Origin of the sequence: Streptomyces sp. NPDC047117 (genome assembly GCF_040643545.1) — a bacterium.
Classification (GTDB): Bacteria; Actinomycetota; Actinomycetes; order Streptomycetales; family Streptomycetaceae; genus Streptomyces.
Map to the genome: position 1 here is coordinate 1 of NZ_JBEYUN010000030.1, position 24377 is coordinate 24377.

General features: G+C 70.6%; 21 protein-coding genes. 7 read left to right on the forward strand and 14 right to left on the reverse strand.

The genetic code is table 11. The features are described from left to right. The coding region (locus ABZ840_RS35440) for a hypothetical protein (RefSeq protein ID WP_361567460.1) at positions 1-332 on the reverse strand (332 nt) is incomplete at its 3' end. Positions 333-534: 202 nt separating this feature from the next. On the opposite strand from ABZ840_RS35440, the gene ABZ840_RS35445 reads away from it, so the two are divergent. Then, positions 535-1917, forward strand: coding sequence for an FAD-dependent oxidoreductase (locus ABZ840_RS35445; RefSeq protein WP_361567462.1), 1383 nt, complete (start codon positions 535-537; stop codon positions 1915-1917). Between the two features lie 78 nt (positions 1918-1995). On the opposite strand, the gene hemE is transcribed toward ABZ840_RS35445, so the two are convergent. Beyond that, positions 1996-3060 (reverse strand): uroporphyrinogen decarboxylase, encoded by a 1065-nt coding sequence (gene hemE, locus ABZ840_RS35450; protein WP_361567465.1) that lies wholly within the window; start codon positions 3058-3060, stop codon positions 1996-1998. A 159-nt stretch (positions 3061-3219) separates the two neighbouring features. Between hemE and ABZ840_RS35455 the strand changes: the two genes are divergently transcribed. From ABZ840_RS35455 to ABZ840_RS35465, 3 genes are all read left to right on the forward strand, one after another. After that, positions 3220-3867, forward strand: a complete 648-nt coding sequence (locus tag ABZ840_RS35455; RefSeq protein WP_361567468.1) for a DUF3000 domain-containing protein — start codon at positions 3220-3222, stop codon at positions 3865-3867. 239 nt (positions 3868-4106) lie between these two features. Beyond that, complete coding sequence (locus tag ABZ840_RS35460) at positions 4107-4769, forward strand: response regulator transcription factor (RefSeq protein ID WP_030261220.1); 663 nt, start codon at positions 4107-4109, stop codon at positions 4767-4769. Positions 4770-4902: 133 nt separating this feature from the next. Beyond that, positions 4903-6177 (forward strand): ribonuclease D, encoded by a 1275-nt coding sequence (locus ABZ840_RS35465; protein WP_361567472.1) that lies wholly within the window; start codon positions 4903-4905, stop codon positions 6175-6177. A gap of 86 nt (positions 6178-6263) precedes the next feature. On the opposite strand, the gene ABZ840_RS35470 is transcribed toward ABZ840_RS35465, so the two are convergent. Further along, positions 6264-6962 (reverse strand): PepSY domain-containing protein, encoded by a 699-nt coding sequence (locus ABZ840_RS35470; RefSeq protein ID WP_361567475.1) that lies wholly within the window; start codon positions 6960-6962, stop codon positions 6264-6266. 239 nt (positions 6963-7201) lie between these two features. On the opposite strand from ABZ840_RS35470, the gene ABZ840_RS35475 reads away from it, so the two are divergent. Then, positions 7202-8422, forward strand: coding sequence for an acetyl-CoA C-acyltransferase (locus ABZ840_RS35475; RefSeq protein WP_361567477.1), 1221 nt, complete (start codon positions 7202-7204; stop codon positions 8420-8422). Next, positions 8419-10545: a 3-hydroxyacyl-CoA dehydrogenase NAD-binding domain-containing protein gene (locus tag ABZ840_RS35480; protein ID WP_361567479.1), complete on the forward strand. Its 2127-nt coding sequence runs from the start codon at positions 8419-8421 to the stop codon at positions 10543-10545. The genes ABZ840_RS35475 and ABZ840_RS35480 overlap by 4 nt, the downstream gene beginning before the upstream one ends. Positions 10546-10686: 141 nt before the next feature. Here the strand turns inward: ABZ840_RS35480 and ABZ840_RS35485 are convergent, their stop codons facing one another. Both ABZ840_RS35485 and ABZ840_RS35490 read right to left on the reverse strand, forming a co-directional pair. Next, positions 10687-11196 (reverse strand): NUDIX domain-containing protein, encoded by a 510-nt coding sequence (locus ABZ840_RS35485; protein ID WP_361567481.1) that lies wholly within the window; start codon positions 11194-11196, stop codon positions 10687-10689. Between the two features lie 38 nt (positions 11197-11234). After that, complete coding sequence (locus ABZ840_RS35490; protein ID WP_361567483.1) at positions 11235-11984, reverse strand: Clp protease N-terminal domain-containing protein; 750 nt, start codon at positions 11982-11984, stop codon at positions 11235-11237. A gap of 100 nt (positions 11985-12084) precedes the next feature. Between ABZ840_RS35490 and ABZ840_RS35495 the strand changes: the two genes are divergently transcribed. After that, positions 12085-12498, forward strand: a complete 414-nt coding sequence (locus ABZ840_RS35495; RefSeq protein WP_361567486.1) for an NTP pyrophosphohydrolase — start codon at positions 12085-12087, stop codon at positions 12496-12498. 7 nt (positions 12499-12505) lie between these two features. On the opposite strand, the gene ABZ840_RS35500 is transcribed toward ABZ840_RS35495, so the two are convergent. The 9 genes from ABZ840_RS35500 to ABZ840_RS35540 all read right to left on the reverse strand — a co-directional run bounded on the left by ABZ840_RS35500 (position 12506) and on the right by ABZ840_RS35540 (position 24368). Beyond that, a complete protein-coding gene (locus tag ABZ840_RS35500) occupies positions 12506-14011 on the reverse strand; it encodes an amino acid permease (RefSeq protein ID WP_361567489.1) in 1506 nt (501 codons plus the stop codon). A 174-nt stretch (positions 14012-14185) separates the two neighbouring features. Beyond that, a complete protein-coding gene (dxs, locus tag ABZ840_RS35505; RefSeq protein ID WP_361567492.1) occupies positions 14186-16135 on the reverse strand; it encodes a 1-deoxy-D-xylulose-5-phosphate synthase in 1950 nt (649 codons plus the stop codon). A gap of 241 nt (positions 16136-16376) precedes the next feature. After that, entirely contained in the window at positions 16377-17666 is a 1290-nt protein-coding gene (locus ABZ840_RS35510) for a sugar ABC transporter permease (RefSeq protein ID WP_361567494.1), read from the reverse strand. After that, positions 17663-18466: an ATP-binding cassette domain-containing protein gene (locus tag ABZ840_RS35515; protein WP_361567497.1), complete on the reverse strand. Its 804-nt coding sequence runs from the start codon at positions 18464-18466 to the stop codon at positions 17663-17665. The genes ABZ840_RS35510 and ABZ840_RS35515 overlap by 4 nt, the downstream gene beginning before the upstream one ends. Positions 18467-18549: 83 nt before the next feature. After that, complete coding sequence (locus tag ABZ840_RS35520; protein ID WP_361567500.1) at positions 18550-19641, reverse strand: substrate-binding domain-containing protein; 1092 nt, start codon at positions 19639-19641, stop codon at positions 18550-18552. A gap of 171 nt (positions 19642-19812) precedes the next feature. Beyond that, a complete protein-coding gene (locus ABZ840_RS35525) occupies positions 19813-21012 on the reverse strand; it encodes an ROK family transcriptional regulator (protein ID WP_361567503.1) in 1200 nt (399 codons plus the stop codon). A 252-nt stretch (positions 21013-21264) separates the two neighbouring features. Next, entirely contained in the window at positions 21265-22128 is an 864-nt protein-coding gene (locus ABZ840_RS35530; protein WP_361567506.1) for a carbohydrate ABC transporter permease, read from the reverse strand. Continuing rightward, positions 22128-23066 (reverse strand): sugar ABC transporter permease, encoded by a 939-nt coding sequence (locus ABZ840_RS35535; RefSeq protein ID WP_361567588.1) that lies wholly within the window; start codon positions 23064-23066, stop codon positions 22128-22130. Before ABZ840_RS35535 ends, ABZ840_RS35530 begins: the two co-directional genes overlap by 1 nt. 39 nt (positions 23067-23105) lie before the next feature. Beyond that, positions 23106-24368, reverse strand: coding sequence for an extracellular solute-binding protein (locus ABZ840_RS35540; protein WP_361567508.1), 1263 nt, complete (start codon positions 24366-24368; stop codon positions 23106-23108). Between the last annotated feature and the right edge of the window lie 9 nt (positions 24369-24377).

Sequence of the window (24377 nt, forward strand, 5' to 3'; positions counted from 1 at the left end):
CAGCGGCCGCCGAACCGGGCCGCGTCGAAATTGGCCGACGACATCTGCGTGCGGGCGTTGTCGCCGTGCTCCTGGTCACCCGAGCTGAACGCCGAATCCATGCCGGCCTGACCGCCGAGAATGCCCGACAGCGAGCTCTGCAGCGAGGACGCGATCTCGTCGGAGCGGGCCTTGAACTGGTCGAAGGCCGCCTTGCCCGAGCCGTTGAACTTGCCCTCCAACGGCGCCGCGGCGTCCACCAGCTGGCGGATCAGCCCGCCGAGGTCCTCGCTCGATCCCCGCGACTTCGACTGCAGCGTCGACAGCACCTGCGAACCCATGTCGAACTTCATCAGGTTCCTCCTGCCACGAACTGAACGGTTGTTTGCGGATACATCGTGGCAACTCAGGGGCATCGGTGCCAACAGTGGGCACACCGCTGTGACAGACGCGTGACGCGGCGCGGGCGCCCGGCGACAGGAGCGGCAGGTCGTAGCCTTTGCGGTACCGGGCGGGTCCGCCCGAACAGTCCGTGGAACGGGAAAGGGGCCGGTCATGGCGGAACGGCTGGTGGTCATCGGCGGGGACGCGACCGGGATGTCCGCCGCGTCGCAGGCCCGCAGGCTGCGCAAGCCCGACGAGTTGGAGATCGTGGCGTTCGAGCGCGGGAACTTCACGTCGTACTCCGCCTGCGGCATTCCGTACTGGGTCGGCGGGGTCGTGGACGAGCGGGACTCGCTGATCGCGCGGACGGCGGAGCAGCACCGGGCCCGCGACATCGACCTGCGGATGCGGACGGAGGTCACCGAGCTCGACCTCGACGAGCGGCGGGTGCGGTCGCGCGACCTCGACAGCGGCGCGGAGGAGTGGACCGGGTACGACAAGCTGGTGATCGCGACCGGCGCGACTCCGCTGCGGCCGCCGCTGCCGGGCATCGACGCGCCGGGCGTGCACGGCGTGCAGACCCTCGACGACGGCCAGGCGCTGCTGGAGACGCTCTCCCGTACCGAGGGGCGGCGCGCGGTCGTGGTGGGCGCCGGGTACATCGGCGTGGAGATGGCCGAGGCGCTGATCCAGCGCGGGTACGAGGTGACCGTCGTCAACCGCGGCTCGGAGCCGATGTCCACGCTGGACCCGGACATGGGCTGCCTGGTGCACGACGCCATGAAGGGGCTCGGCATCGAGATGGTCAACGGCGCCGAGGTGACGGAGATCCGTACCGGTGACGACGGCCGGGCCTGCGCGGTGGTGACGGCGGAGCAGGAGTTCCCGGCCGACGTGGTGGTGCTGGGGCTCGGCGTACGGCCGGCGACCGCGCTCGCCGAGGCGGCCGGGCTGCCGCTGGGCCCCTCCGGCGGCATCCTCACCGACCTGGCGATGCGGGTCCGCGGGTACGAGGGCATCTGGGCGGGCGGCGACTGCGTGGAGGTGCTGGACCTGGTCTCCGGGCGCACCCGGCACATCGCGCTCGGCACCCACGCGAACAAGCACGGCCAGGTCATCGGCTCGGGCGTGGGCGGCGGCTACGCCACCTTCCCCGGCGTGGTCGGCACGGCCGTCAGCAAGGTCTGCGACCTGGAGATCGCGCGGACGGGGCTGCGCGAGAAGGACGCGCAGGCGGTCGGGCTCCAGTACGTGGCCGTCACGATCGAGTCGACGAGCCGGGTGGGGTACTTCCCGGACTCCGCGCCGATGACGGTGAAGATGCTCGCCGAGCGGCTGACGGGGCGGCTGCTGGGCGTGCAGATCGTCGGCCGGGAGGGCGCGGCGAAGCGGGTGGACATCGGGGCGGTCGCGCTGACGGCGAAGATGACGGTCGAGCAGATGACGGCGCTGGACCTGGGCTACGCACCGCCGTTCTCACCGGTGTGGGACCCGGTGCTGGTGGCCGCGCGGAAGGCCGTACAGGCGGTACGGGCGGACGCGGCACCGCAGTAGGCGCAGCAGACGGCCCGCGCCGCGGTATGCGAGGCCGTGCCGCGGGGCGCCCGCCGCATGCGGGCGCCCCGGACCGGCTCAGCGTGCCGTCTGCTCGTGGACGTACTCGACCAGGCGGGTCAGCGCCTCGGGCTCGGTGTTCGGCAGGACGCCGTGGCCGAGGTTGAAGACGTGGCCCTCCAGGCCGGCGGCGGCGTCCAGCACCTCGCGGGCCTTGGCCTCCACCGCCTCGCGCGGGGCGAAGAGGACGGCCGGGTCGATGTTGCCCTGCAGGGCCTTGCCGGGACCGACCCGGCGCGCGGCCTCGTCCATCGGCACCCGCCAGTCGGCGCCCACGACGTCGGCGCCGGCCTCGCCCATGAGGCCGAGCAGCTCGCCCGTGCCGACGCCGAAGTGGATGCGCGGTACGCCGTACCCCGAGACGGCCTCGAAGACCTTCGCGGAGGCCGGCATGACCGAGCGGCGGTAGTCGGCCGGGGCGAGCGCGCCGACCCAGGAGTCGAAGAGCTGCACGGCGCTGGCGCCGGCCTCGATCTGCACCTTCAGGAAGGCGGCGGTGATGTCGGCGAGGCGGTCCAGCAGGTCGGCCCAGAGCTGCGGGTCGCCGTACATCAGCGCCTTGGTGTGCTCGTGGTTGCGGGACGGGCCGCCCTCGACGAGGTAGCTGGCGAGGGTGAAGGGGGCGCCCGCGAAGCCGATGAGCGGGGTGGTGCCCAGCTCGCCGACGAGCATGCGGACCGCCTCGGTGACGTACGAGACGTCCTCGGGCGTGAGGTCGCGCAGCCGCTCCAGGTCGGCGCGGGTGCGGATCGGCCGCTCGACGACCGGGCCGACGCCGGGCTTGATGTCCAGGTCGATGCCGATGGCCTTGAGCGGGACGACGATGTCGCTGAAGTAGATCGCGGCGTCCACATTGTGGCGGCGGACCGGCTGCAGCGTGATCTCGGTGACCAGGTCCGGCCGCATGCAGGAGTCGAGCATCGCGATGCCCTCGCGGAGCTTGCGGTACTCGGGCAGTGAGCGCCCGGCCTGACGCATGAACCACACCGGCGTGTGCGGGACCGGCTCGCGCCGGCAGGCCTTGAGGAACGCGGACTCCCGCGTGCTCTCCGGGGCGAAGGACGCGGTCTGCTGGCCCGTCATCGGGGTCTCCCCGGCTCGAACGGAGTGGAGAGCTTGGGGGAAGTCGTTGGCACTCACGCCCCAAATCTTCGCACGCGCGGGGAGACACCTCCGAACGGGCGACCCGCCCACCGGGTGTCCTCCGCATATGAACGCCGCATTGCGCCTAACCTTCCCAGCATGGCAGCGGCTCACGAACACCTCGCGGACAGCGCGGACGAGACCCCGATCGCCTTCCGTCGGGCGGTCGAGGCACTCCATGCCGCCCGGCTGCGACCCGAGATCGACATCGCGCCGATGCCCGCGCCGAAACGGCTCGCGCCGTTCGCGCACGCGCTGGAGGCGACGGTTCTCGACCGGGACTCGGACGGCGACACGGACCTGGCCGACGGGCGGCTCGTCCTGCTCCACGACCCCGACGGACACGACGCCTGGCAGGGCACCTTCCGGGTGGTGACGCTGGCCCGCGCCGAGCTGGAGCCGGAGATGGCCACCGATCCGCTGCTGCCGGAGGTGTGCTGGTCCTGGCTGACGGGGGCGCTGGAGGCGCGCGGCGTGCCGTACGGGGCGCCGAGCGGCACGGTCACGCGCGCGGGCTCGTACTACTTCGGCGGGCTCGGGGACCGGGCGCCGGACAGCCAGATCGAGCTGCGTGCCTCGTGGACGCCGGCCGAGGGGCCGCACGGGGTGCGCGACGCGGCGGTCCATCTGACGGCCTGGTGCGACCTGCTGTGCCAGGTGGCCGGGCTGCCGCCGGCGCCGGTCGAACCGGCGGGCCGGGGCGGCGTGGTACCGCTCCCCCAGCGACGGGGGCCGCAGCCCCGCTGAGCTCCCTCTTCACGTCACAGCCCGGACCGCGGCGGGTCGGTTCCGGGCTGTACGTGTGCTGCCCGGACCCTCGATCACTCATCCGATTTGCCCGAATTGGTCCCAATTAAATCGTGATCAAACTCTAAAGTCCGGCCGGATTACTGCCGAAGAGGTGGGTGACCCTTCAAACACGGAAGCACTCCGGTTCACTCTCCCCTGAAGCCGGCTTCCGTCCCCGCCACTCCCCAGGAGGCCCGGTGTCTGTTCTCCTCGAGCAACCTTCCAGCCTGGTCGCCTACCGCCCGAACAAGCCGACGGCCATGGTCGTCGTGGCCGACCCGCGCGTCCGCTCCACCGTGACCCGCCACCTGTGGGCCCTCGGAGTACGCGACGTGATCGAGGCATCGTCCATCGCGGAGGCCCGCCCCCGCGTCGGCAACCCGCGCGACATCTGCGTGGCCGACGTACATCTTCCCGACGGCTCCGGCCTCACCCTGCTGTCCGAGACCCGGGCGGCGGGCTGGCCGAACGGCCTGGCACTGTCCGCCGCCGACGACATCGGCGCGGTACGCAACGCCCTCGCCGGCGGCGTCAAGGGCTACGTCGTCACCGGCACCCGTACCAACCTCGGCATCCCGGGCCGGCCCGGCGCCGCCCCCATCGGCGCGGGCGCGGCCCGCATGCACCGCCGCCCGCCCGGCGCCCCCGGCCACCCCGGCGGCTACCGCGAGCTCTCGGGGCGCGAGGTCGAGGTGCTCAGACTCGTCGCCGAAGGCCAGTCCAACAAGGCCATCGGCGTCTCGATGGGCCTGTCGGCCCTGACGGTCAAGAGCCACCTCGCCCGCATCGCCCGCAAGCTCGGCACGGGCGACCGGGCCGGCATGGTCGCCGTCGCACTGCGTACCGGGATCATCCACTGAGCACCGGGACCGGCCACTGAGGCCGCTCTGCCGCCCACCCGCCCCCCCCTTACCGCGTCTTTACACAGGCGCAGCGTCCGTCGAGGGAACGTTCCCTCGGCGGACGTGGTGCATACACCGATACCCTTGACTGGTGACCGACGCCCAAAAGACCGCAGAAGACTCGACACTGCGAACCCCCGGGGACGCAACGGAAGACCCCCGGCCGGCACCGGTCCCGCTTCTCGAACCCCGCGAGGGCATCCCGCCCGTGACCGCGACCGACGAGGACCTCGCACAGGTCGTCGCGGCTTTCGCGGCCGGCAGTGGCCCGGTCGCCGTGGACGCCGAGCGGGCCTCCGGGTACCGCTACGGCCAGCGTGCCTACCTGGTCCAGCTGCGCCGCGAGGGCGCGGGCAGCGTCCTGATCGACCCGGTCGCGTGTCCCGACCTGAGCGCGCTCGGCGAGGCGATCGCCGGCGCCGAGTGGGTCCTGCACGCGGCGACCCAGGATCTGCCCTGCCTCCGTGACATAGGGATGCTCCCCGCCTCGCTCTTCGACACCGAGCTGGCCGGCCGGCTGGCCGGCTTCGCCCGGGTCGGCCTCGGCGCGATGGTCGAGAACGTCCTCGGCTACGCGCTGGAGAAGGGCCACTCGGCGGTGGACTGGTCCACCCGCCCGCTGCCCGAGCCCTGGCTGCGGTACGCCGCGCTGGACGTGGAGCTGCTGGTCGATCTGCGGGACGCGCTGGAGGAGGAGCTGGACCGGCAGGGGAAGCTGGACTGGGCCCGGCAGGAGTTCGCGGCCATCGCCGCCGCTCCGCCGGCGCCGCCCCGGAAGGACCCCTGGCGCCGTACGTCCGGGATGCACAAGGTGCGGCGACGGCGGCAGATGGCAGTGGTACGGGAGCTCTGGACGGCCCGCGACCGGGTCGCGCAGAAGCGGGACGTCTCGCCGGGCAAGGTGCTGGGCGACGCGGCGATCGTGGAGGCCGCACTGAACGTCCCGCCGAACGCCCACGCGCTCGCCGCGCTGTCCGGGTTCGGGCACCGCATGGGCCGCCGGCAGCTGGAGCAGTGGCAGGCGGCGGTCGACCGGGCGCGGGCGCTGCCCGAGTCCGAGCTGCCGCAGCCGGGCCAGCCGCTGAACGGCCCCCCGCCGCCGCGCGCCTGGGCCGACAAGGACCCGGCGGCCGCGGCCCGGCTCTCCGCGGCCCGCACGGCGGTGACGGCGCTCGCCGAGGAGCTGCACCTGCCGCAGGAGAACCTGATCACGCCGGACACGGTGCGGCGGGTGTGCTGGGAGCCGCCTGAGCCGACTTCGTCGGCGGTTTCCGAGGCGCTGACCGGGTACGGGGCTCGGCCCTGGCAGGTCGAGCTGGTGACGCCGCTGCTGGTGCGAGCGCTCAGTACCTCGGCTGCGGGCTGACACCTGCCGGACGTCTTGTCCTCAATCGCCGGACGGGCTGGTCTTTACCAGCCCGTCCGGCGTTTTGCGGTCCCCTGCCGGTGAGCTCAGTCCTTGTCGACGTGGGTGCGGAGCACCTTCTTGTTGGTCGCGTCGATGTCGTACGTCGTCTTGTTCCAGTCGTTCTCGGTGACGACGTCGACGGACCAGATCGCCTTGCCCTGGTCGTTGTCGTCCAGCTCGATCGAGCTGACCGTGCCCTTCTTCTTGCCGGTGGCCACCTCGGCCGCCTGCTGGGGCGTGACCGTGGCCTTCTTCAGCCAGTCGGCGAGCTTCTTCTTGTCGTCGGCGTCCTCGTCGCTGTCGGTACGGGGCTCGGCCGCCTTCCCGGAGACCGCGTCGACCGTGACCATGCTCTTGGTGCCGTCGGTCTTGGCGACCGTGGTCTCCCAGACCGGCTTGTTGCCGGAGCCGTTCTTCAGCTCGGCCGAGACCGGCTCGGCGCCGGAGACCGCGCCGGTGGCGGCCGACAGCGCCTTGTCGTACGTGATCTTGGCCTTGGGGATCAGCGCCTTGCGCTCGGCCTGGTCCTCGGTGAGCTTGCCACTGGGGGACGCGGTGGCGGCCGCGGACTTTCCGCCGCCGGAGGCCGACGGGGACGAGGAGCTGTCTCCACCGCTGCTCTTGTCGTCGCCGCAGCCGGTGATCAGCGCGCCCGCCATGGCGACGGCGCACACCAGGCCGGCCGCGCGGAGTCCCGCCGTACGGTTCCGCTGCGCGAGCATTCCGCTTCGCTTCGTATCCATGGGGGCAGAGTAGGGCCGGTACGTCCCTGTACGTCCGCGACGCAGCGAAGACCGGCCGAAGCCACCCGGATCGCGGGAAGCCCCGGAAGTCACCCTTGACCACAGCCGGGGAATGTGATGTTCGCCGCTCCGGCCGAGGGGGGTGGGCAGGTTGGTTACCCGCAAGTAGCATGACGGTGGGCAGCGCGCCATGAGCGCGCCCCGCAGCAGTGCCACCCCGCACCTGGAGGAGAGCCAACGTGCCTCGTACCGCTAGGGACGTCGTCTTCGTCGACGGCGTCCGCACCCCGTTCGGCAAGGCGGGCCCGAAGGGCATCTACCACGAGACCCGCGCCGACGATCTGGTCGTCAAGTGCATCCGGGAGCTGCTGCGCCGCAACCCGGACCTGGACCCGGCCCGTATCGACGAGGTCGCGCTCGCCGCGACGACGCAGATCGGTGACCAGGGCCTGACCCTGGGCCGGACCGCCGGAATTCTGGCCGGTCTGCCGCAGTCCGTGCCCGGCTTCTCGATCGACCGGATGTGTGCCGGTGCGATGACCGCCGTGACGTCCATCGCGGGCGGCGTCTCCTTCGGCGCGTACGACATCGCCGTCGCCGGCGGCGTCGAGCACATGGGCCGCCACCCCATGGGCGAGGGCGTCGACCCGAACCCGCGGTTCGTCAGCGAGAAGCTGGTCGACCAGTCCGCGCTGTTCATGGGCATGACCGCGGAGAACCTGCACGACCGCCTGCCGCACATCACCAAGCAGCGCGCCGACGAGTACGCCGTGCGCAGCCAGGAGAAGGCGGCCAAGGCGTACGCGGACGGGAAGATCCAGGCCGACCTGGTGCCGATCTCCGTCCGCCGGACGAACGAGGAGGCGGGCGAGACCGGTTGGGGTCTGGCCACCGCCGACGAGCCGATGCGCCCGGGCACCACGCTGGAGAACCTGGCCGGCCTCAAGACCCCGTTCCGCGCGCACGGCCGGGTGACGGCCGGTAACGCGGCGGGCCTGAACGACGGCGCCACCGCCTCGCTGATCGCCGCCGAGGACGTGGCGCGCGAGCTGGACCTGCCGGTCAAGATGCGCCTGGTGGACTACGCGTTCGCCGGTGTGGAGCCGGAGGTCATGGGCATCGGCCCGGTCCCGGCGACCGAGAAGGCGCTGGCCAAGGCCGGTCTGTCGATCGACGACATCGGCCTGTTCGAGATCAACGAGGCGTTCGCCGTCCAGGTGCTGTCGCTGCTGGACCACTACGGCATCGCCGACGACGACCCGCGCGTCAACCAGTACGGCGGCGCGATCGCGTTCGGCCACCCCCTCGCCTCCTCCGGCGTGCGTCTGATGACGCAGCTGGCACGGCAGTTCGAGGAGCAGCCGCACGTCCGCTACGGCATCACCACCATGTGCGTCGGCTTCGGCATGGGCGGCACCGTGATCTGGGAGAACCCGCACTTCGAGGGGGCAGGCAAGTGAGCACCGCAGAACTTCTCAAGGGGGCGGCCGAGCTCTTCCCCGACGAGGTCGTGACCCAGGCGCACGTACGCCACCTCGACCTCCCGTACGGCGCCGGGCGCTTCGCGCTCATCACGCTGGACAACGGCCTGGACCACACCAAGCCGACCACCTTCGGCCCGCAGTCGCTCGCCAACCTGAACGTGGCGATCGACCAGGTCGAGAAGGAGGCCGCGGACGGCTCGATCGTCGGTGTGGGCATCACCGGCAAGCCGTTCATCTTCGCGGTCGGCGCCGACCTCAAGGGCGTCGAGCTGCTGAAGAAGCACGAGGACGCGCTCGCCATCGGCAAGGGCGGCCACGACGTCTTCAAGCGGCTGGCGAAGCTGGCCGTGCCGACCTTCGCGTACTACAACGGTGCGGCCATGGGCGGCGGCGTCGAGGTCGGCCTGCACTGCTCGTACCGCACCGTCTCCAAGGCGCTGCCCGCCTTCTCGCTGCCCGAGGTCTTCCTCGGCCTGGTGCCCGGCTGGGGCGGCTGCGTCCTGCTGCCGAACCTCATCGGCCCCGAGCGCGCGGTCTCGGTCATCATCGAGAACTCGCTCAACCAGAACAAGCAGCTCAAGGGCCAGCAGGTCTACGACCTGGGGATCGCCGACGCGATCTTCGAGGGCGCTGACTTCCTGGAGCAGTCGCTGCTGTGGACCGCCTCCGTCCTCAAGGGCGACGTCGAGGTCGTCCGCCCGGAGCTGGACCGCGGCGACGCCTGGGACCAGGCCGTGGCGCGCGGCAAGGCCATCGCCGACAGCAAGGTGCACGGCGCGGCCCCGGCCGCCTACCGCGCGCTGGACATCATCGCCAAGGCCAAGAACGGCGACCTGCGCCAGGGCTTCGACGCCGAGGACCAGGCCCTCGCGGACCTGATCATGGGCGGCGAGCTGCGCAGCGGCATCTACTCGTTCAACCTGGTGCAGAAGCGCGCCAAGCGCCCGGCCGGTGCCCCGGACAAGAGCCTGGCCCGCCCGGTCACCAAGGTCGGCGTGGTCGGCGCCGGTCTGATGGCCTCCCAGCTGGCGCTGCTCTTCGCCCGCCGCCTGGAGGTGCCGGTCGTGCTGACCGACATCGACCAGGCGCGCATCGACAAGGGCGTGAAGTACGTCCACGACGAGATCGACAAGCTGCTGCTCAAGGGCCGCGTCAACCAGGACAAGGCCAACCGCCTCAAGGGCCTGGTCTCCGGCGTCCTGGACAAGGCGGACGGCTTCGCGGACGCGGACTTCGTCATCGAGGCCGTGTTCGAGGAGATCGGCGTCAAGCAGCAGGTGTTCGCCGAGGTCGAGGCGGTCGCTCCGGCGCACGCCATCCTGGCGACCAACACCTCCTCGCTGTCCGTCTCGGAGATGGCGTCGAAGCTGAAGCACCCCGAGCGGGTCGTGGGCTTCCACTTCTTCAACCCGGTCGCGATCCTGCCGCTGCTGGAGATCGTGCGCGGCGAGCAGACCGACGACGCGTCGCTGGCCACGGCCTTCTCGGTCGCCAAGTCGCTGAAGAAGACTGCCGTCCTGTGCAAGGACGCCCCGGCGTTCGTCGTGAACCGGATCCTGACCCGCTTCATGGGCGAGATCCAGAACGTGATCGACGAGGGCACCCCGGTGGCCGTGGCGGAGAAGGCGGTCGAGCCGCTGGGCCTGCCGATGTCCCCGCTGGTGCTGCTGGAGCTGGTCGGCCCGGCCATCGGCCTGCACGTCTCGGAGACCCTGAACCGCGCCTTCCCGGAGCGCTTCACGGTCTCGCCGAACCTGAAGGCCGTCGTGGACGCCGGCAAGCGCGGCTTCTACGTGTACGACTCGGGCGCGCCCGAGCTGGACCCGGAGGTCGCCGCGCTGCTCCAGCAGGGCGACACGGTCCTCACCGAGCAGCAGGTCCGCGACCGCGTCCTGGACGCCGTCGCACAGGAGATCGGCCTGATGCTGGACGAGGGCGTGGTGGCCGAGGCGCAGGACATCGACCTGTGCCTGATCACCGGCGCCGGCTGGCCCTTCCACCTGGGCGGCATCACGCCGTACCTGGACCGTGAGGGCGTCTCCGAGCGGGTCAACGGCAAGAAGTTCCTCGCGCCGGGCGTCGCGAGCGTCCCCGCGTAACACACGGGTGGGCGGTCCTGCCGCCCCCACGGGTCACTGTCCCGGCACCATCCCTCAGTGGTGCCGGGGCAGTTCCGTATGTGCGGAAGCGACGGTTCGCCGTGCCGTTTCCCGGGGCTCCGGGGCGGCCGTGAGCGCCTTTCAGTGGTGCCAGGGCAGCCGTACCGGTCCGGCGGGCAGCCGGTCCGCCAGGATGTCCGTGAGGAGGCCGGCGAGGCCGTACGGGTACACCTCCTCCGTCGCCGCCGTCAGCTCCTCCGCGCTCCACCACCGGTGGGCCACGATCGTCGCCCGCTCGTGGGCCTCGAAGCCGCCGGTGTCGACGTCGTGCCGGGCCACCCGGTACACGTAGAAGACGTCCTCGAACATCCCCGAGTGCCAGCCCAGGTCGGCGTGGCCGGAGGTGCGGGCCACCGGCCCGGTCAGCGCCGTGTGCGGCACCGACAGGCCGGTCTCCTCGGCGAGTTCGCGTGCGGCGGCCCGCGCCGTGCGCTCCCAGCGGCGCACTCCCCCGCCGGGCGTGAACCAGCAGTACCCCTCCTCGGGCCTGCCCGGGACCTGCTGGGACCGGAAGAGGAGCGTGCGGCCGTCGCCGTCGATGAGCAGGACCCGTGCCGAGCGCCGGGTCCCGGACCGTCTGAATATCGGCATCGGCGCAGCCTACTGCCGCGCCGTCACCCCTGGTTCCGTCACTCGGCCGCGCGGTCCGCCACGATGGCGTCGAGCGTGTCGGTCACCCATGCCTCGGTGGCCTCCTTGGTGACCCCGAGGCCGGCCAGGACACCGTCCCCGTCCTCCTGTTCCAGCAGGGCGAGCAGCACGTGCTCGGTGCCGATGTAGTTGTGGCCCAGCCGCAGGGCCTCACGGAAGGTCAGCTCCAGCGCCTTCTTGGCGGCCGCGTCGAACGGGATCAGGGCGGGCAACTCGCCCTCAGCGGCGGGCGGCAGCGCGGCGGCGACCGCCTCGCGCACGGCCTCGGCCGATGCGCCCTGGGCGGCCAGCGCACGTGCGGCGAGCCCGTCCGGCTCGGCGAGGAGGCCGAGGATCAGGTGCCCGGTGCCGATCTCGGCGTGGCCGCCCGCCCTGGTCTCGTTCTGGGCGGTGACGACGACGTTGCGGGCGCGCGGCGTGTAGCGCCCGAAGCCCTCGTTCGGGTCGAGGTCGGAGGTCGCGGGCCCCTTCGGGACGAAGCGCTTCTGGGCGGCCTGCTTGGTGACGCCCATGCTCTTGCCGATGTCCGTCCAGGAGGCGCCCGAGCGGCGTGCCTGGTCCACGAAGTGGCCGATCAGGTGGTCGGCCACGTCGCCGAGGTGGTCGGCGGCGAGGACCGCGTCGGTCAGCTGGTCCAGCGCGTCGGTGTGGACCTTCTTGATGGCCTCGATCAGGTCGTCGAGGCGTACCGGATGCGTGTCACGTACGGGTTCCACGGAATCTGCCATGCGTCAACCATAGGTTGACGCACCAGCCACCGTCAACCCCGGGTTGTCGATTCTGAGGCACCGTGAGCCCGCGGCGCCCCATCGGTGCCACGATGAACCCATGACAGCGACAACCACCCTCATCGTCGACGGCGCCAACGTCGTCGGCTCGGTGCCCGACGGCTGGTGGCACGACCGGCGGGGCGCGGCCGAGCGGCTGCGCGACGGACTCGTGGCGTACGACGGGACAGGCGTGCCCGGGATCGCCGACCCGCCCGTGGAGCTGGTGCTCGTCGTGGAGGGCGCGGCCCGCGGCGTGGCGAGCGTCGACGGGGTACGGGTGGAGTCCGCCGACGGCAGCGGCGACGACCGCATCGTGGAGCTGGTCGCCGCCCTGCCCGCCGGGCAGCCCTGCGTGGTCGTGACCGCCGACCGGGGCCTGCGCGCCCGCGTCGAGGCGCTGGGCGCCCGGGTGGCGGGGCCGCGTTCCGTGCGCCCGGCCGGCACCGGAGGCGGCCGGGCGCACGGCCGCTGAGAGGGCGTCAGCGCTCGCTGCGGCCCATCCGGCTGTGCGACCGCCCGTACACGAAGTAGAAGACGAGCCCGAGGACCATCCAGGCGGCGAACCGCATCCAGGTCTCCGCGGTCAGGTTGATCATCAGCCACAGGGACGCCAGCACGGACAGGACCGGCACCAGCGGCACCAGCGGGGTACGGAAGGAGCGCGGCAGGTCGGGCCGGGTGCGGCGCAGGATGATCACGCCCAGCGCGACCACGACGAACGCGAACAGGGTGCCGATGTTGACCAGTTCCGCCAGGACGTCGATGGACGTGAACCCCGCCACCACCGCGACCACCACGCCGAGCGCGATCGTGGACCGGTAGGGCGTACCGAAGCGGGGGTGGACCGTGGAGAACACCCGGGGCAGCAGTCCGTCGCGGCTCATCGCGAAGAACACCCGGCTCTGGCCCAGCAGCAGGATCATGCAGACCGAGGTGAGGCCGACCGCCGCGCCGAAGCTGATCAGCCCCGCCCAGAACGGGTGCCCGACGTCCTTGAAGGCGTCGGCCAGCGGCGCGTCCGTGGACAGCCGGCTGTACTTCCGCATGCCGGTGACGACGATGGACACCGCGACGTAGAGCACCGTGCAGATGAGCAGCGAGCCGAGGATGCCGCGCGGTACGTCGCGCTGCGGATTGCGGGCCTCCTCCGCCGCGGTGGCGACGATGTCGAAGCCGATGAAGGCGAAGAAGACCACGGCGGCGGCCGCGAAGATGCCCATCACGCCGAAGCTCGCCGGGGTGAAGCCGAACATCAGCTGGACCAGCGGCGCCTGCCAGCCGCTGCCGCCCTCGCTGGGCACGGCCTCCGGAACGAACGGCTCGTAGTTGGCGCCGTTGATGAAGAACGCGCCGACGATGATGACGAGCAGCACGACGGTGACCTTGACGCCGACGACCACCGCGGTCACCCGCGAGGACAGCTTCATGCCCGCGACCAGAATGACCGTCAGGACCAGGACGAGGATGCAGGCCAGCAGGTCGAACCCGAACTGCCCCTCATGCGTCCCCGAAAGGCTCTGCGGCAGGTGGAAACCCGCGGTGTCCAGCAGCGAGCGGATGTAGCCGGACCACCCGACGGACACCACGGCACAGGCCAGCGCCAGCTCCAGCACCAGGTCCCAGCCGATGATCCAGGCGGGGAACTCGCCCAGCGAGGCGTAGGAGAACGTGTACGCGGAGCCGGCCACCGGGACGGTGGAGGCGAACTCGGCGTAGCAGAGGGCGGCCAGCGCGCAGACCGCACCGGCGACGACGAAGGCGAGGGCGACCGAGGGCCCCGCCGACTCCTTGGCGATCTTGCCGGTGAGGACGAAGATGCCGGTACCGATGATCACGCCGACGCCGAAGACCGTGAGGTCCAGTGCGGACAGCGACTTCCTGAGCGCGTGCTCGGGCTCCTCGGTGTCGCGGATCGACTCCTCGACCGTCTTGGTCCGGAAGAGGCCGCGCCGGCGGCCCTCCGGCTCGGGCAACGAACTGCTCATGTGCGAACCTCCGCCTGGGCGACCGTGCATGAATCCCCAACTGACCGAGTTTCGTCAATTGGCGGAAAAGGCTCGTTCACGGCTTGCCCGGGCGGGCCCGAGATCACTCGATATGCGGAGGGGCCGGCACTCACCCGGTGGAGTGAGCGCCGGCCCCCCGGGCCGCGTGCCGGATCAGTCCCGGGCTGCCCGGGCCGGCTCGGCGGCCCGCCCGTTCCCGGAGTCCGCGGCGTCGTCGTAACGCCCGTCGATCTTCGCGACCAGGCCGGTGACCTGGCGCGCGATGTCCGGCGCGGTGAGTCCGATCTCGGCCATGATCTCCTTGCGGGAGGCGTGGTCGAGGAAGCGTTCGGGGATGCCGAAGTCGCGCAGCGGCACGTCCACGCCCGCGTCCCGCAGCGCCTGCGCGACCGCGGAGCCGACGCCGCCGGTGCGGATGTTGTCCTCGACGGTGACCACGACGCGGTGCCGGGCGGCCAGGCCCGGCAGGGCCGCGTCGACCGGCTTGACCCAGCGCGGGTCGACGACGGTGGCGGAGATGCCCTGCTTGTCGAGCAGGTCGGCGATCTCCAGGCACATCGGGGCGAGCGCGCCGACGGAGACCAGCAGCACGTCCGGCCGGTCCACGCCCTCGGGAGCCTTGCGCAGCACGTCCATGCCGCCGACCCGCTCCACGGCCTCGACGGCCGGGCCGACCGCGCCCTTGGAGTAGCGCACCACGGTCGGCGCGTCGTCGACGTCGACGGCCTCGCGCAGCTGGGCGCGTACCTGGTCGGCGTCGCGCGGCGCGGCGATCCGCAGGCCCGGGACGACCTGGAGGATCGACATGTCCCACATGCCGTTGTGCGAGGCACCGTCGGTGCCGGTGACGCCGGAGCGGTCCAGGACGAAGGTGACGCCGCACTTGTGCAGCGCCACGTCCATCAGGATCTGGTCGAAGGCGCGGTTCAGGAAGGTCGCGTACAGCGCGAAGACCGGGTGCAGGCCGCCCGTGGCCAGGCCGGCGGCGGAGACCGCGCCGTGCTGCTCGGCGATGCCCACGTCGTAGATGCGGTCGGGGAAGGCCTGCGCGAACTTCTTCAGGCCGACGGGCTGGAGCATCGCGGCGGTGATCGCGACGATGTCCTCGCGCTCCCGGCCGAGCTTGACCATCTCCTCGCCGAAGACGGAGGTCCAGTCGGCGCCGGAGGCGGAGACCGGGAGGCCGGTGTCGGGGTGGATCACGCCGATGCCGTGGAAGCGGTCGGCCTCGTCCTGCTCGGCGGGCTCGTAGCCGCGGCCCTTCTCGGTGAGGCAGTGCACGATGACCGGGCCGCCGAAGCGCTTGGCGCGCTGCAGCGCGGACTCCAGCGCCTCGATGTCGTGGCCGTCGATCGGGCCGACGTACTTCAGGCCCAGGTCCTCGAACATGCCCTGCGGGGCGATGAAGTCCTTCAGGCCCTTCTTCGCGCCGTGCAGCGTCTCGTACAGCGGCTTGCCGACGACCGGCGTGCGCTCCAGGAGGTCCTTGCCACGGGCGAGGAACCGCTCGTAGCCGTCGGTCGTGCGCAGGGTGGCGAGGTGGTTGGCGAGGCCGCCGATGGTCGGCGCGTACGAACGCTCGTTGTCGTTGACGACGATGACCAGCGGGCGGTCCTTGGCGACGGCGATGTTGTTCAGCGCCTCCCAGGCCATGCCGCCGGTCAGCGCGCCGTCGCCGATCACCGCGACGACGTGGTCGTCCGTACCGCGGACCTGGCTCGCCTTGGCCAGCCCGTCGGCCCAGCCGAGCACCGTGGAGGCGTGGCTGTTCTCGATGACGTCGTGGGCGGACTCGGCGCGCGAGGGGTAACCGGACAGGCCGCCCTTGGCCCGCAGCTTGCCGAAGTCCTGGCGCCCCGTGAGGAGCTTGTGGACGTACGACTGGTGGCCGGTGTCGAAGAGGACCTTGTCCTTGGGCGACTCGAAGACGCGGTGCAGGGCGATGGTCAGCTCGACCACGCCGAGGTTCGGGCCGAGGTGTCCGCCGGTCTTGGAGACCGCGTCGACCAGGAACGTGCGGATCTCCGCCGCCAGCTGCTCCAGCTGCTCCGGGCCGAGCCGGTCCAGATCGCGCGGTTCCCTGATACGGGTAAGCAGGGCCACCCGTGCCTCCTTGCGTTCGAGCGTTGTTCGAACCTGGTCGCCGGTTCGAGCTTGATCGAGCTTGCCGATCAGTCGAGTCTAATGTTCCGCCTCGGACACCGGCGCCCGGGCTGTGCGATCTATGTCACCCGAACGGCCCCGCCTTGGGCATCGTGCCTGGCAGGGCCGTACGGGGTCGGACGGAATGGGCGGCGGCGGGCCCTGCGGAGGGCCGCGCGTGTCCGATTCCGTGGCAGAGCTGTTACGTGCGGCCGGCCGTCTTCTGGGTCCGGCGGGAGACCGAGTCGATGACGACGGCGGCGAGCAGCACCGCGCCGGTGATCATGAACTGGATCTCGCTGGCCATGCCCAGCAGGTTCAGGCCCTGCTGGATGGACTGGATGACCAGCATGCCCAGCAGCGCCGACCAGATCTTGCCGCGGCCGCCGAAGAGGCTGGTGCCGCCGATGACCGCGGCGGCGATCACGTTCATCAGCGTGTTGCCGGCACCGAGGTTCTTCGTGGCGCCGCCGGAGAGGCTGGCGATGAAGAGACCGCCGAACGCGGCCAGCATCCCGGAGATCGCGAAGACCGTGATCCGGACCTTGTCGACGTTGATGCCGGCCCGGCGGGCGGCCTCCGCGTTGCCGCCGACCGCGAAGATCTGCCGGCCGTAGCTCGTCCGGCGGACAACGAAGTCCGCGATCACCAGGACGGCCAGGAAGAGCACGAGGGCCAGCGGCAGGCCGCGCGCGCCCGCCGGCTCGTTCAGCACGTACGCGACGACAAAGGCGATCACCGCGACCACGGCGGTCCGCAGCCCCACCTCGCTCAGCGGCCGCGAGGGCAGCCCGGCGGCCTTGCGCCGCTTGGTGTCCAGCAGCAGCGAGCCGGCGTACGCCAGGACGGCGATCAGCGCCAGGCCGTACGCCGCGGCCTTGTCCTCGAAGTAGTAGCCGGTGAGGTAGGCGACCACGCTGTCGTCCGGCGTGTTGATGGAGCCTTCCTTGCCCATCATCCAGATCTGCAGGCCGCTCCAGCCGAGGAAGCCGGCCAGGGTGACCACGAAGGCGGGCACGCCGATCTTGGCGAAGAAGAAGCCGTGCAGCGCACCGATGAGCGTGCCGCAGGCGATGGCGACCAGTACGGACAGCCAGTCGTTCAGGCCGTTGGTGACGCTGAGCACGGCCCAGACCGCGGCGCCGACGCCGGCCACCGAGCCGACCGAGAGGTCGATCTCGCCCAGCAGCAGGACGAAGACGATGCCGACGGCCATGATGCCGAGGCCGGAGGTGTAGACGCCGATGTTCGCGAGGGAGCCGGCGGACAGGAAGCTGCTGGTCTGCAGCTGGAAGATCACCGCGATGGCGATCAGCCCGAGGACGACCGGGAGCGAGCCCAGCTCGCCGCCGCGCATCCGCCGGGTGAAGTCGGTCCAGTACCCCTTGAAGCCCTGCTCGCGGACGAGCAGCCGCGGGTCGACGGCCGCGGCCGGGACGGCGCCCTGCTCCGCCGGGACGGTCGCCTCGCTCTTGGTGAGGTCGCTGCTCATGACGCGCCCTGCTCCTTCTTGACCTGGTCCGTACGTGCCTTGCGGCGGGTGACGGCGTTGTCCGAGGCGCCGGTGATCGCGGCGATGATCTCTTCGTGGGAGGTGTCCGCCACGGAGAAGACACCGTTGTTGCGGCCGAGGCGCAGCACCGCGACCCGGTCCGCCACGGCCTGCACGTCGGCCATGTTGTGGCTGATCAGGATCACTCCGTGGCCGCGCTCGCGGAGCCGCTCGACGAGGTCGAGGACCTGCGCGGTCTGCTCGACGCCGAGCGCCGCGGTGGGCTCGTCGAGGATGACGACCTTGGGGTCGCCGATCAGCGCGCGGGCGATGGCGACGACCTGGCGCTGACCGCCGGAGAGCGCCGCGACGGGGATGCGGACGCTGGGGATGCGGATGGACAGGGTGTCCAGCAGCTCCTTGGCGCGCTTCTCCATGGCGATCTCGTCCAGCACGGAGGCGCGGCGCAGCTCGCTGCCGAGGAAGAGGTTGGCGACCACATCGAGGTTGTCGCAGAGCGCGAGGTCCTGGTAGACGGTGGCGACGCCGAGCTCCTGGGCGTCGTGCGGCCGGTTGATGCGGACCGGGCGCCCCTCCCACTCGATGGTGCCTTCGTCGATGGGGTGGACCCCGGCGATGGTCTTGACGAGGGTCGACTTGCCGGCGCCGTTGTCGCCGACCAGGGCGACCACCTCACCGGGTTCGATCTCCAGCGTGACGTCCGTGAGCGCCTGGACGGCGCCGAACCGCTTGGAGACCGAGCGCAACGCCAGCACGGGCGCAGCGGACACGTGAATCATCTCCTTCGCCGCCTGTCGGGCGGGAATGGTGCGTACGAGGCTGCCGGGGCCCGCGCCGCTCGGGGCGCGGGCCGCCGAGGGGGTTACTTGATGCCGGCTTCCTCGCAGGCCTTCTTGTAGTCCGCGGTGCAGATCTGGCCGGCCTTGTAGACCTTGTCCTTGATGATCGTGTCCTTGATGTCGTCCTTGGTCACGATCTGCGCGTCGTACAGCTTCGCCGGGATGCCCTTGACCTCGCCGCTGAGGCTGTCGACCTTGTCGGGGGCGACGGAGTCGATCTTCTCGCCCTTGAGGAGCTTGACGGCGACCTCGGCGGTGGTCTCGGCCTGCGGCTTGATCTGCTTGTAGATGGTGAAGGACTGGTCGCCCTTCAGGATCCGCTGGAGACCGGCCAGCTCGGCGTCCTGGCCACCGACCGGGACGTCGATGTTGCGCTGCTTCAGGGCGGTGAGGATGCCACCGGCCATGCCGTCGTTGGCGGAGTAGACGCCCTGGAAGCCGTCCTTGCCGAGCGCGTCGATCGCCGAGTTCATCTTCTTGTTGGCCTCGTCGGTCGACCAGTCCGGGATGTCCTGCTCGTAAGCGATCTTCTTGACCTGCTTGTCCAGGACGCTGTGCGCGCCCTTCTTGAAGAAGGGGGCGTTCGGGTCGGTCGGCGACCCGTTGATCATGACAACGTTGGCATTCTTGGCGTCACTGCCCAGGGCCTTGACCAGGCCCTCGCCCTGGAGGCGGCCGATCTTCTCGTTGTCGTAGGAGACGTAGGCCGAAATGTCGCCCTCGGCGAGTCGGTCGTACGCGACGACCTTCACGCCCTTCTTGGCGGCCTGGTTCACCCAGGACTTGGTGGCCTTGTAGTCGACCGCGTCCAGGATGATCACCTTGACGCCCTGCGTGATCAGCGCGTCGAACTGCTTCTTCTGGGTCTCGGTCTCCTGCGCTGCGTTGTTGTACTTGACCTCGCAGTCCGAGCAGAGTTCCTTGATCTTCTGCTCGATGAACGGCCGGTCGAAGGTTTCGTAGCGCGTGGTCTTGTTCTCCGGCAGCAACAGGCCGATGGTCTTGTTGTCACCGCCGCCGTCACTGCCACCGCCGGCCTTGCCGCAGGCGGCCACGGTCGCGGCCATGGAGACCGCGGTGGTGGCTATGACGACGCGACGCACAAATGCGTTCATGGGGATGGCCCTCCCTGACATGGCCGCGTCCTTGCGGCCGAGGTGTTTGGAGTCAACTCGGCCGCTCGCAGGGCGTCAAGGAGTAAATCCTTAACGAGATGACAACGGTGCCATCCGTTAGCTGTGTGAACTCACAGTGCGCCCCAGCAGTGCTGGGGCGCCCCGCTCGCTTCAGGCAATGGCGGCAGTGTCCGGGCTCAGGGAGCCGTCCAGCAGCGTGGAGTCGCCCATCTCGCTCAGCACCAGCGCCAGCGCGCCCAGCACCTCGGCCCGGCCGCCCAGCGTGCCCGGTACGACGCTCAGCTGCCGCGCCGCGCTGGGGATGGCGTACCGCGACACCGACTCCCGGATCGGCGCCAGCACCAGCTCACCGGCCTCCGCCAGGTCCCCGCCGAGCACCACCCGGCTGGGGTTCAGCAGGTTGCACAGGTTCGCCACGCCGCTGCCGATGTGCCGGCCGACGTCCGCGATCACCCGGCGGCAGCCCGGGTCGCCGTCCCGGGCCAGCTGGACCACGCCCGGCATGGTCAGGTCCGGGCCGTGCCCCGGCTGGAGCAGCGGGAGGACGTACCGGGCCGCGGTGAAGGTCTCCAGGCAGCCGCGGTTGCCGCAGCGGCACACCGGGCCCGACTCGTCCAGCGTGATGTGCCCGATCTCGCCCGCCGTGCCGCCGGGGCCGCGGTAGATCTGCCCGCTTATCACCAGCCCGGCGCCGACGCCGCTGGCCACCTTGATGTACGCGAGGTCCACCGCACCCCGGCCCGCGCCCCACACCAGCTCGCCGAGCGCGCCGAGGTTGGCGTCGTTGTCGACGTGCACGGGCACGCCGAGCCGGGCCGACAGCTCCTCCCCCGGGTTCGTGCCCGTCCAGCCCGGCAGGATCGCGGTCGAGCCGAGGGTGCCGGAGACCACGTCGATCGGGCCCGGCACGCCGAGGCCCACCCCGACGACCTTGGACCGGTCGATGCCGGTCGTCTCCACCAGCCGGCTGACCAGCTGCTCGGCCCGGTCGAAGCCCTCGGCTGCCGAGGCGTCCACGTCGATCGGCTCGGACTCCTCGGCGAGCACCTGGTGCGCGAGGTTGCCGATCGCGACCCGCAGGTGGCTGTGGCCGAAGTCGACGCCGACCACCACGCCGGCGTCGCCGGAGAGCGAGACGCTGCGGGCCCGGCGGCCGCCGGCCGAGGTGGGGGTGACCTCGACGGTCCCGCCGTCCTTCAGCTCCCGCACGATGTTGGAGACCGTGGCCGCCGACAGTCCTGTGGTCCGGGCGATCTCCGCCTGGGTGAGCGATCCCGCCATCCGAACGGCACGCACGACCCGCTCAAGATTGGCCCGGTGCAGCGAGGACTGCGACCCCGGAGTCTCCATCGACTCATCCACTCCCGCCTGCCGCGGGCGGCACGACGACCGCCCGCCGGCCGGGCCGCATCCATGAGGCCCGGCTTGTCTCCAACATGTGAATCTAAGTCGAGCCGCCCGGGTCCGCTCCCGTCAAGTCCTCGACCGCAGGAGGGCGGATATCCACGCACGACGGCCGACGCCTCACGTGGACACGGCTCGGGGCCTTCCGTCGTCCGGCGGCGGAAGGCCCCTGGGAATCCGGCCCGGCGGCCGGCCGCTTCACTTCACCGAACCCGCCGTCAGGCCCGAGACCACGTGCCGCTCGATGAAGGCGAACAGCACGACGACCGGCACGATCGCCACCACGGACGCGGCGAAGAGGTAGTTCCACTCGACCGTGTAGGCGCCGATGAAATTGTTGATGCCGACCGTCAGCGGCTGCTTGTCCGGCTCGGTGGTGAGGGTGAGGCCCATGACGAACTCGTTCCACGCCGAGATGAACGTGAAGATGACCGTGGTGACGACGCCGGGCAGGGCCAGTGGCAGCGTCACCTTCACCATGGCGCCGAAGCGGCTGGTGCCGTCCACCATGGCGGCCTCCTCCAGCTCCGGCGGGATGGAGCCGATGTAGGCCGTCAGGATCCACACCGCGAACGCGAGGTTGAACGCCGCGTTGGCGAGGATCAGCGTCCAGACGGAGTTCAGCATGTCCAGCTGGTGGAACTCCCGGTACAGGCCGACGAGCAGCGCCGTGGGCTGGAACATCTGGGTGACCAGGACGAGCAGCAGGAACAGCTTGCGGCCCCGGTAGCGCATCCGCGCCGTGTAGTAGGCGGCCGGCAGCGAGACCAGCAGCACGAGCAGCGTGGCGCCGCCCGCGACGACCAGGCTGACCTGGAGGTTCTGCCCGAGCGTCGACTCCTTCCAGACCTCGACGAAGTTCGCCCACTCGAAGTGCTGCGGGAGGTACGTACGGTCCCGCAGCTCGCTCTTGGGGCGCAGCGCGGTGACGATCATCTCCAGGTACGGGGCGAGGAAGACCGCGGCCAGCGCCCAGGCGCAGACCGCGATGACGAGGGTGCGCGGCCGGAACGTACGCCGGGGCGCGCGGGCCGTGGGGCGGGCCGCCGTCGCGGTGGCCATCAGTCCTCCTCGTTCCACCGGCTGACCTTCAGGAAGATCAGCACGAGCACCACGACCATCGCGAAGTTGACCACCGACATGGCCGCGGACTCGCCGATGTCGGTCTCCTTCAGCTTGTACATGAACACCATGGTCGTGGAGGTGTCATAGCCCGGGCCGCCCTGCGTCATGGCCCAGATGATGGGGAAGGAGTTGAAGACGTTGATGAGGTTGATGACCACGCCGACGAGGAACGCCGGCCGCAGCAGCGGCAGCGTGATCCGCCGGTACGTCTGCCAGGTCCCCGCCCCGTCGATCCGCGACGCCTCGTACACGTCCCGCGGGATGGTCTGCAGCCCGGCGAGGAGGGTGTACGTGGTGAAGGGCAGGGAGACGAACACCGCGACGGCCATCATCCACGGCCAGGCGGTGCCCGGGGAGCCGAGCCAGTCCCGGGAGCTGTCGATGAGGCCGAGGTCCAGCATCAGCGTGTTGAGCACGCCGGCCGTCTGGTTGAGCATCCATTTGAAGCCGACCGCGGTCATCAGCACGGATGCCGCCCAGGGGGCGATGAGCGCCCAGCGCGTGATGCGGCGGCCGGGGAAGTTCTGGTTGAACAGCTGGGCGAGGGCCAGCGAGAGCAGCATGGTGACCGCCACGACGACGACGGTCCACACCGCCGTCCACAGCAGCACCGCGCCGAAGTCGCTCTCCGCGAAGAGCTTCGCGAACTTGTCCGTCCCCGCGCCGCCGCGCACCTTTCCGGCGATGGAGATGTTCAGGAACGAGGTGCGGATCAGCTCGACGACCGGCCAGACGACCACGGCGAGAATCAGCAGGATGACGGGCGCTATCCAGGGCAGCGGGCCGAGCCTGGCGAGGCCGCCGCGGCGCCGCGCCGGCCCGGACACGCGCCCGTCCCGTCCCCGGCCGGCGGCCGGGGACGGTGGGGCCTTCAGTGACACGGAAGCTCCTTGCGAAAAGGGGGGCGCTGCCCGTTACTTGGCGTCGGCCGCCGCCGATTCGGCCTTCTTCTGGAGGTCTCCGAGGACCTGCTTCGGATTGTCGGTGACCGCCTTGCCGCCGGTCTTCTTGATCTCGGCCGAGATGACGTCCCAGGAGGTGTCGCCCAGCGGGTAGAACTTGGCCTTCGGCAGCACCTCGAAGAACGGCTCCAGGTCCTTGTGCTTGCCGTTGCTCTGCATCTCCTTGAGCACGTCCTGGGTGACCGGCATGAGGTTGTACATCTCGTCGAACTGGAGCATCTTCTTGGAGTACGTGAAGTCCAGGAACTTCTTCACGCCTTCCTTGTCGGCGCCGCCGTCCTTGAATGCCATCATCCAGTCGGCCACGCCGAGGGTGCTGTCCAGCGGACCGTTCTTGCCCGGAATGGGCGCGACGCCGTAGTCGACCTTGCCCTCCTTCGCCATCTGGATGAGGCTCGGGTGGCCGTTGAGCATGCCGACCTTGCCGGCCGCGAAGTCGGCGAAGGCCGTCTTGCGGTCGGTGGACGCCGGGTTGGCATAGGTCAGACCGGGGTCGACGAGCTCGGACTTCAGCCAGCCGAACGTCTCGACGTTCTTCGGGCTGTCGATGGTGTACTTGCCGCTCGCGTCGGTGTATCCGCCGCCGTTGCCCAGTTCCCACATCATCGTCTCGCCCTGGGCCTCTTCGGGGCCGAGGGGCAGCGCGTAGGGGGTCTCCGCGGCCTTCGAGGACTTTATCTTCTTCGCGGCGCCGGCGAGTTCGTCCCAGGTCTTCGGGGGCGTCTTCACGCCCGCCTTCTTCAGGACGTCCTTGTTGTAGAACAGCACGCGGCTGGAGGAGACCCACGGAATGCCGTACTGCGTGCCCTTGACCTCGCCGGCCTTGGCGAAGGTCGGGATGAGATTGGCGCGGGTCTTCGGCGACAGCACCTCGTCCGCCTTGTAGAGCAGATCGTCCGCGACCTTGTCGGCATAGCCGCCGGTCTGCAGCAGGTCGGGCTCGTTGCCCGCCTGGATCATGTTCTTCACGGTCTTGTCGATCTCGTTCCAGTTGACCACCTGGACATCGACCTTGTAGCCCTTGTTCGCCTTCTCGAATTCCTTCTTCACATCCGCCCAGTAGACCTTGGACGCATTGGATGCCTTGTCCCCGTAATCGGCGGCGACCAGCTTGATGGTCTTGCTGTCGCCGCTGTCTCCCCCACCGCCGCAGGCGGCGAGCGCCAAGGACATGGCACACATCGCCGCTCCCGTGGCGATCATCCGATTCCTCATGTGTTCAAC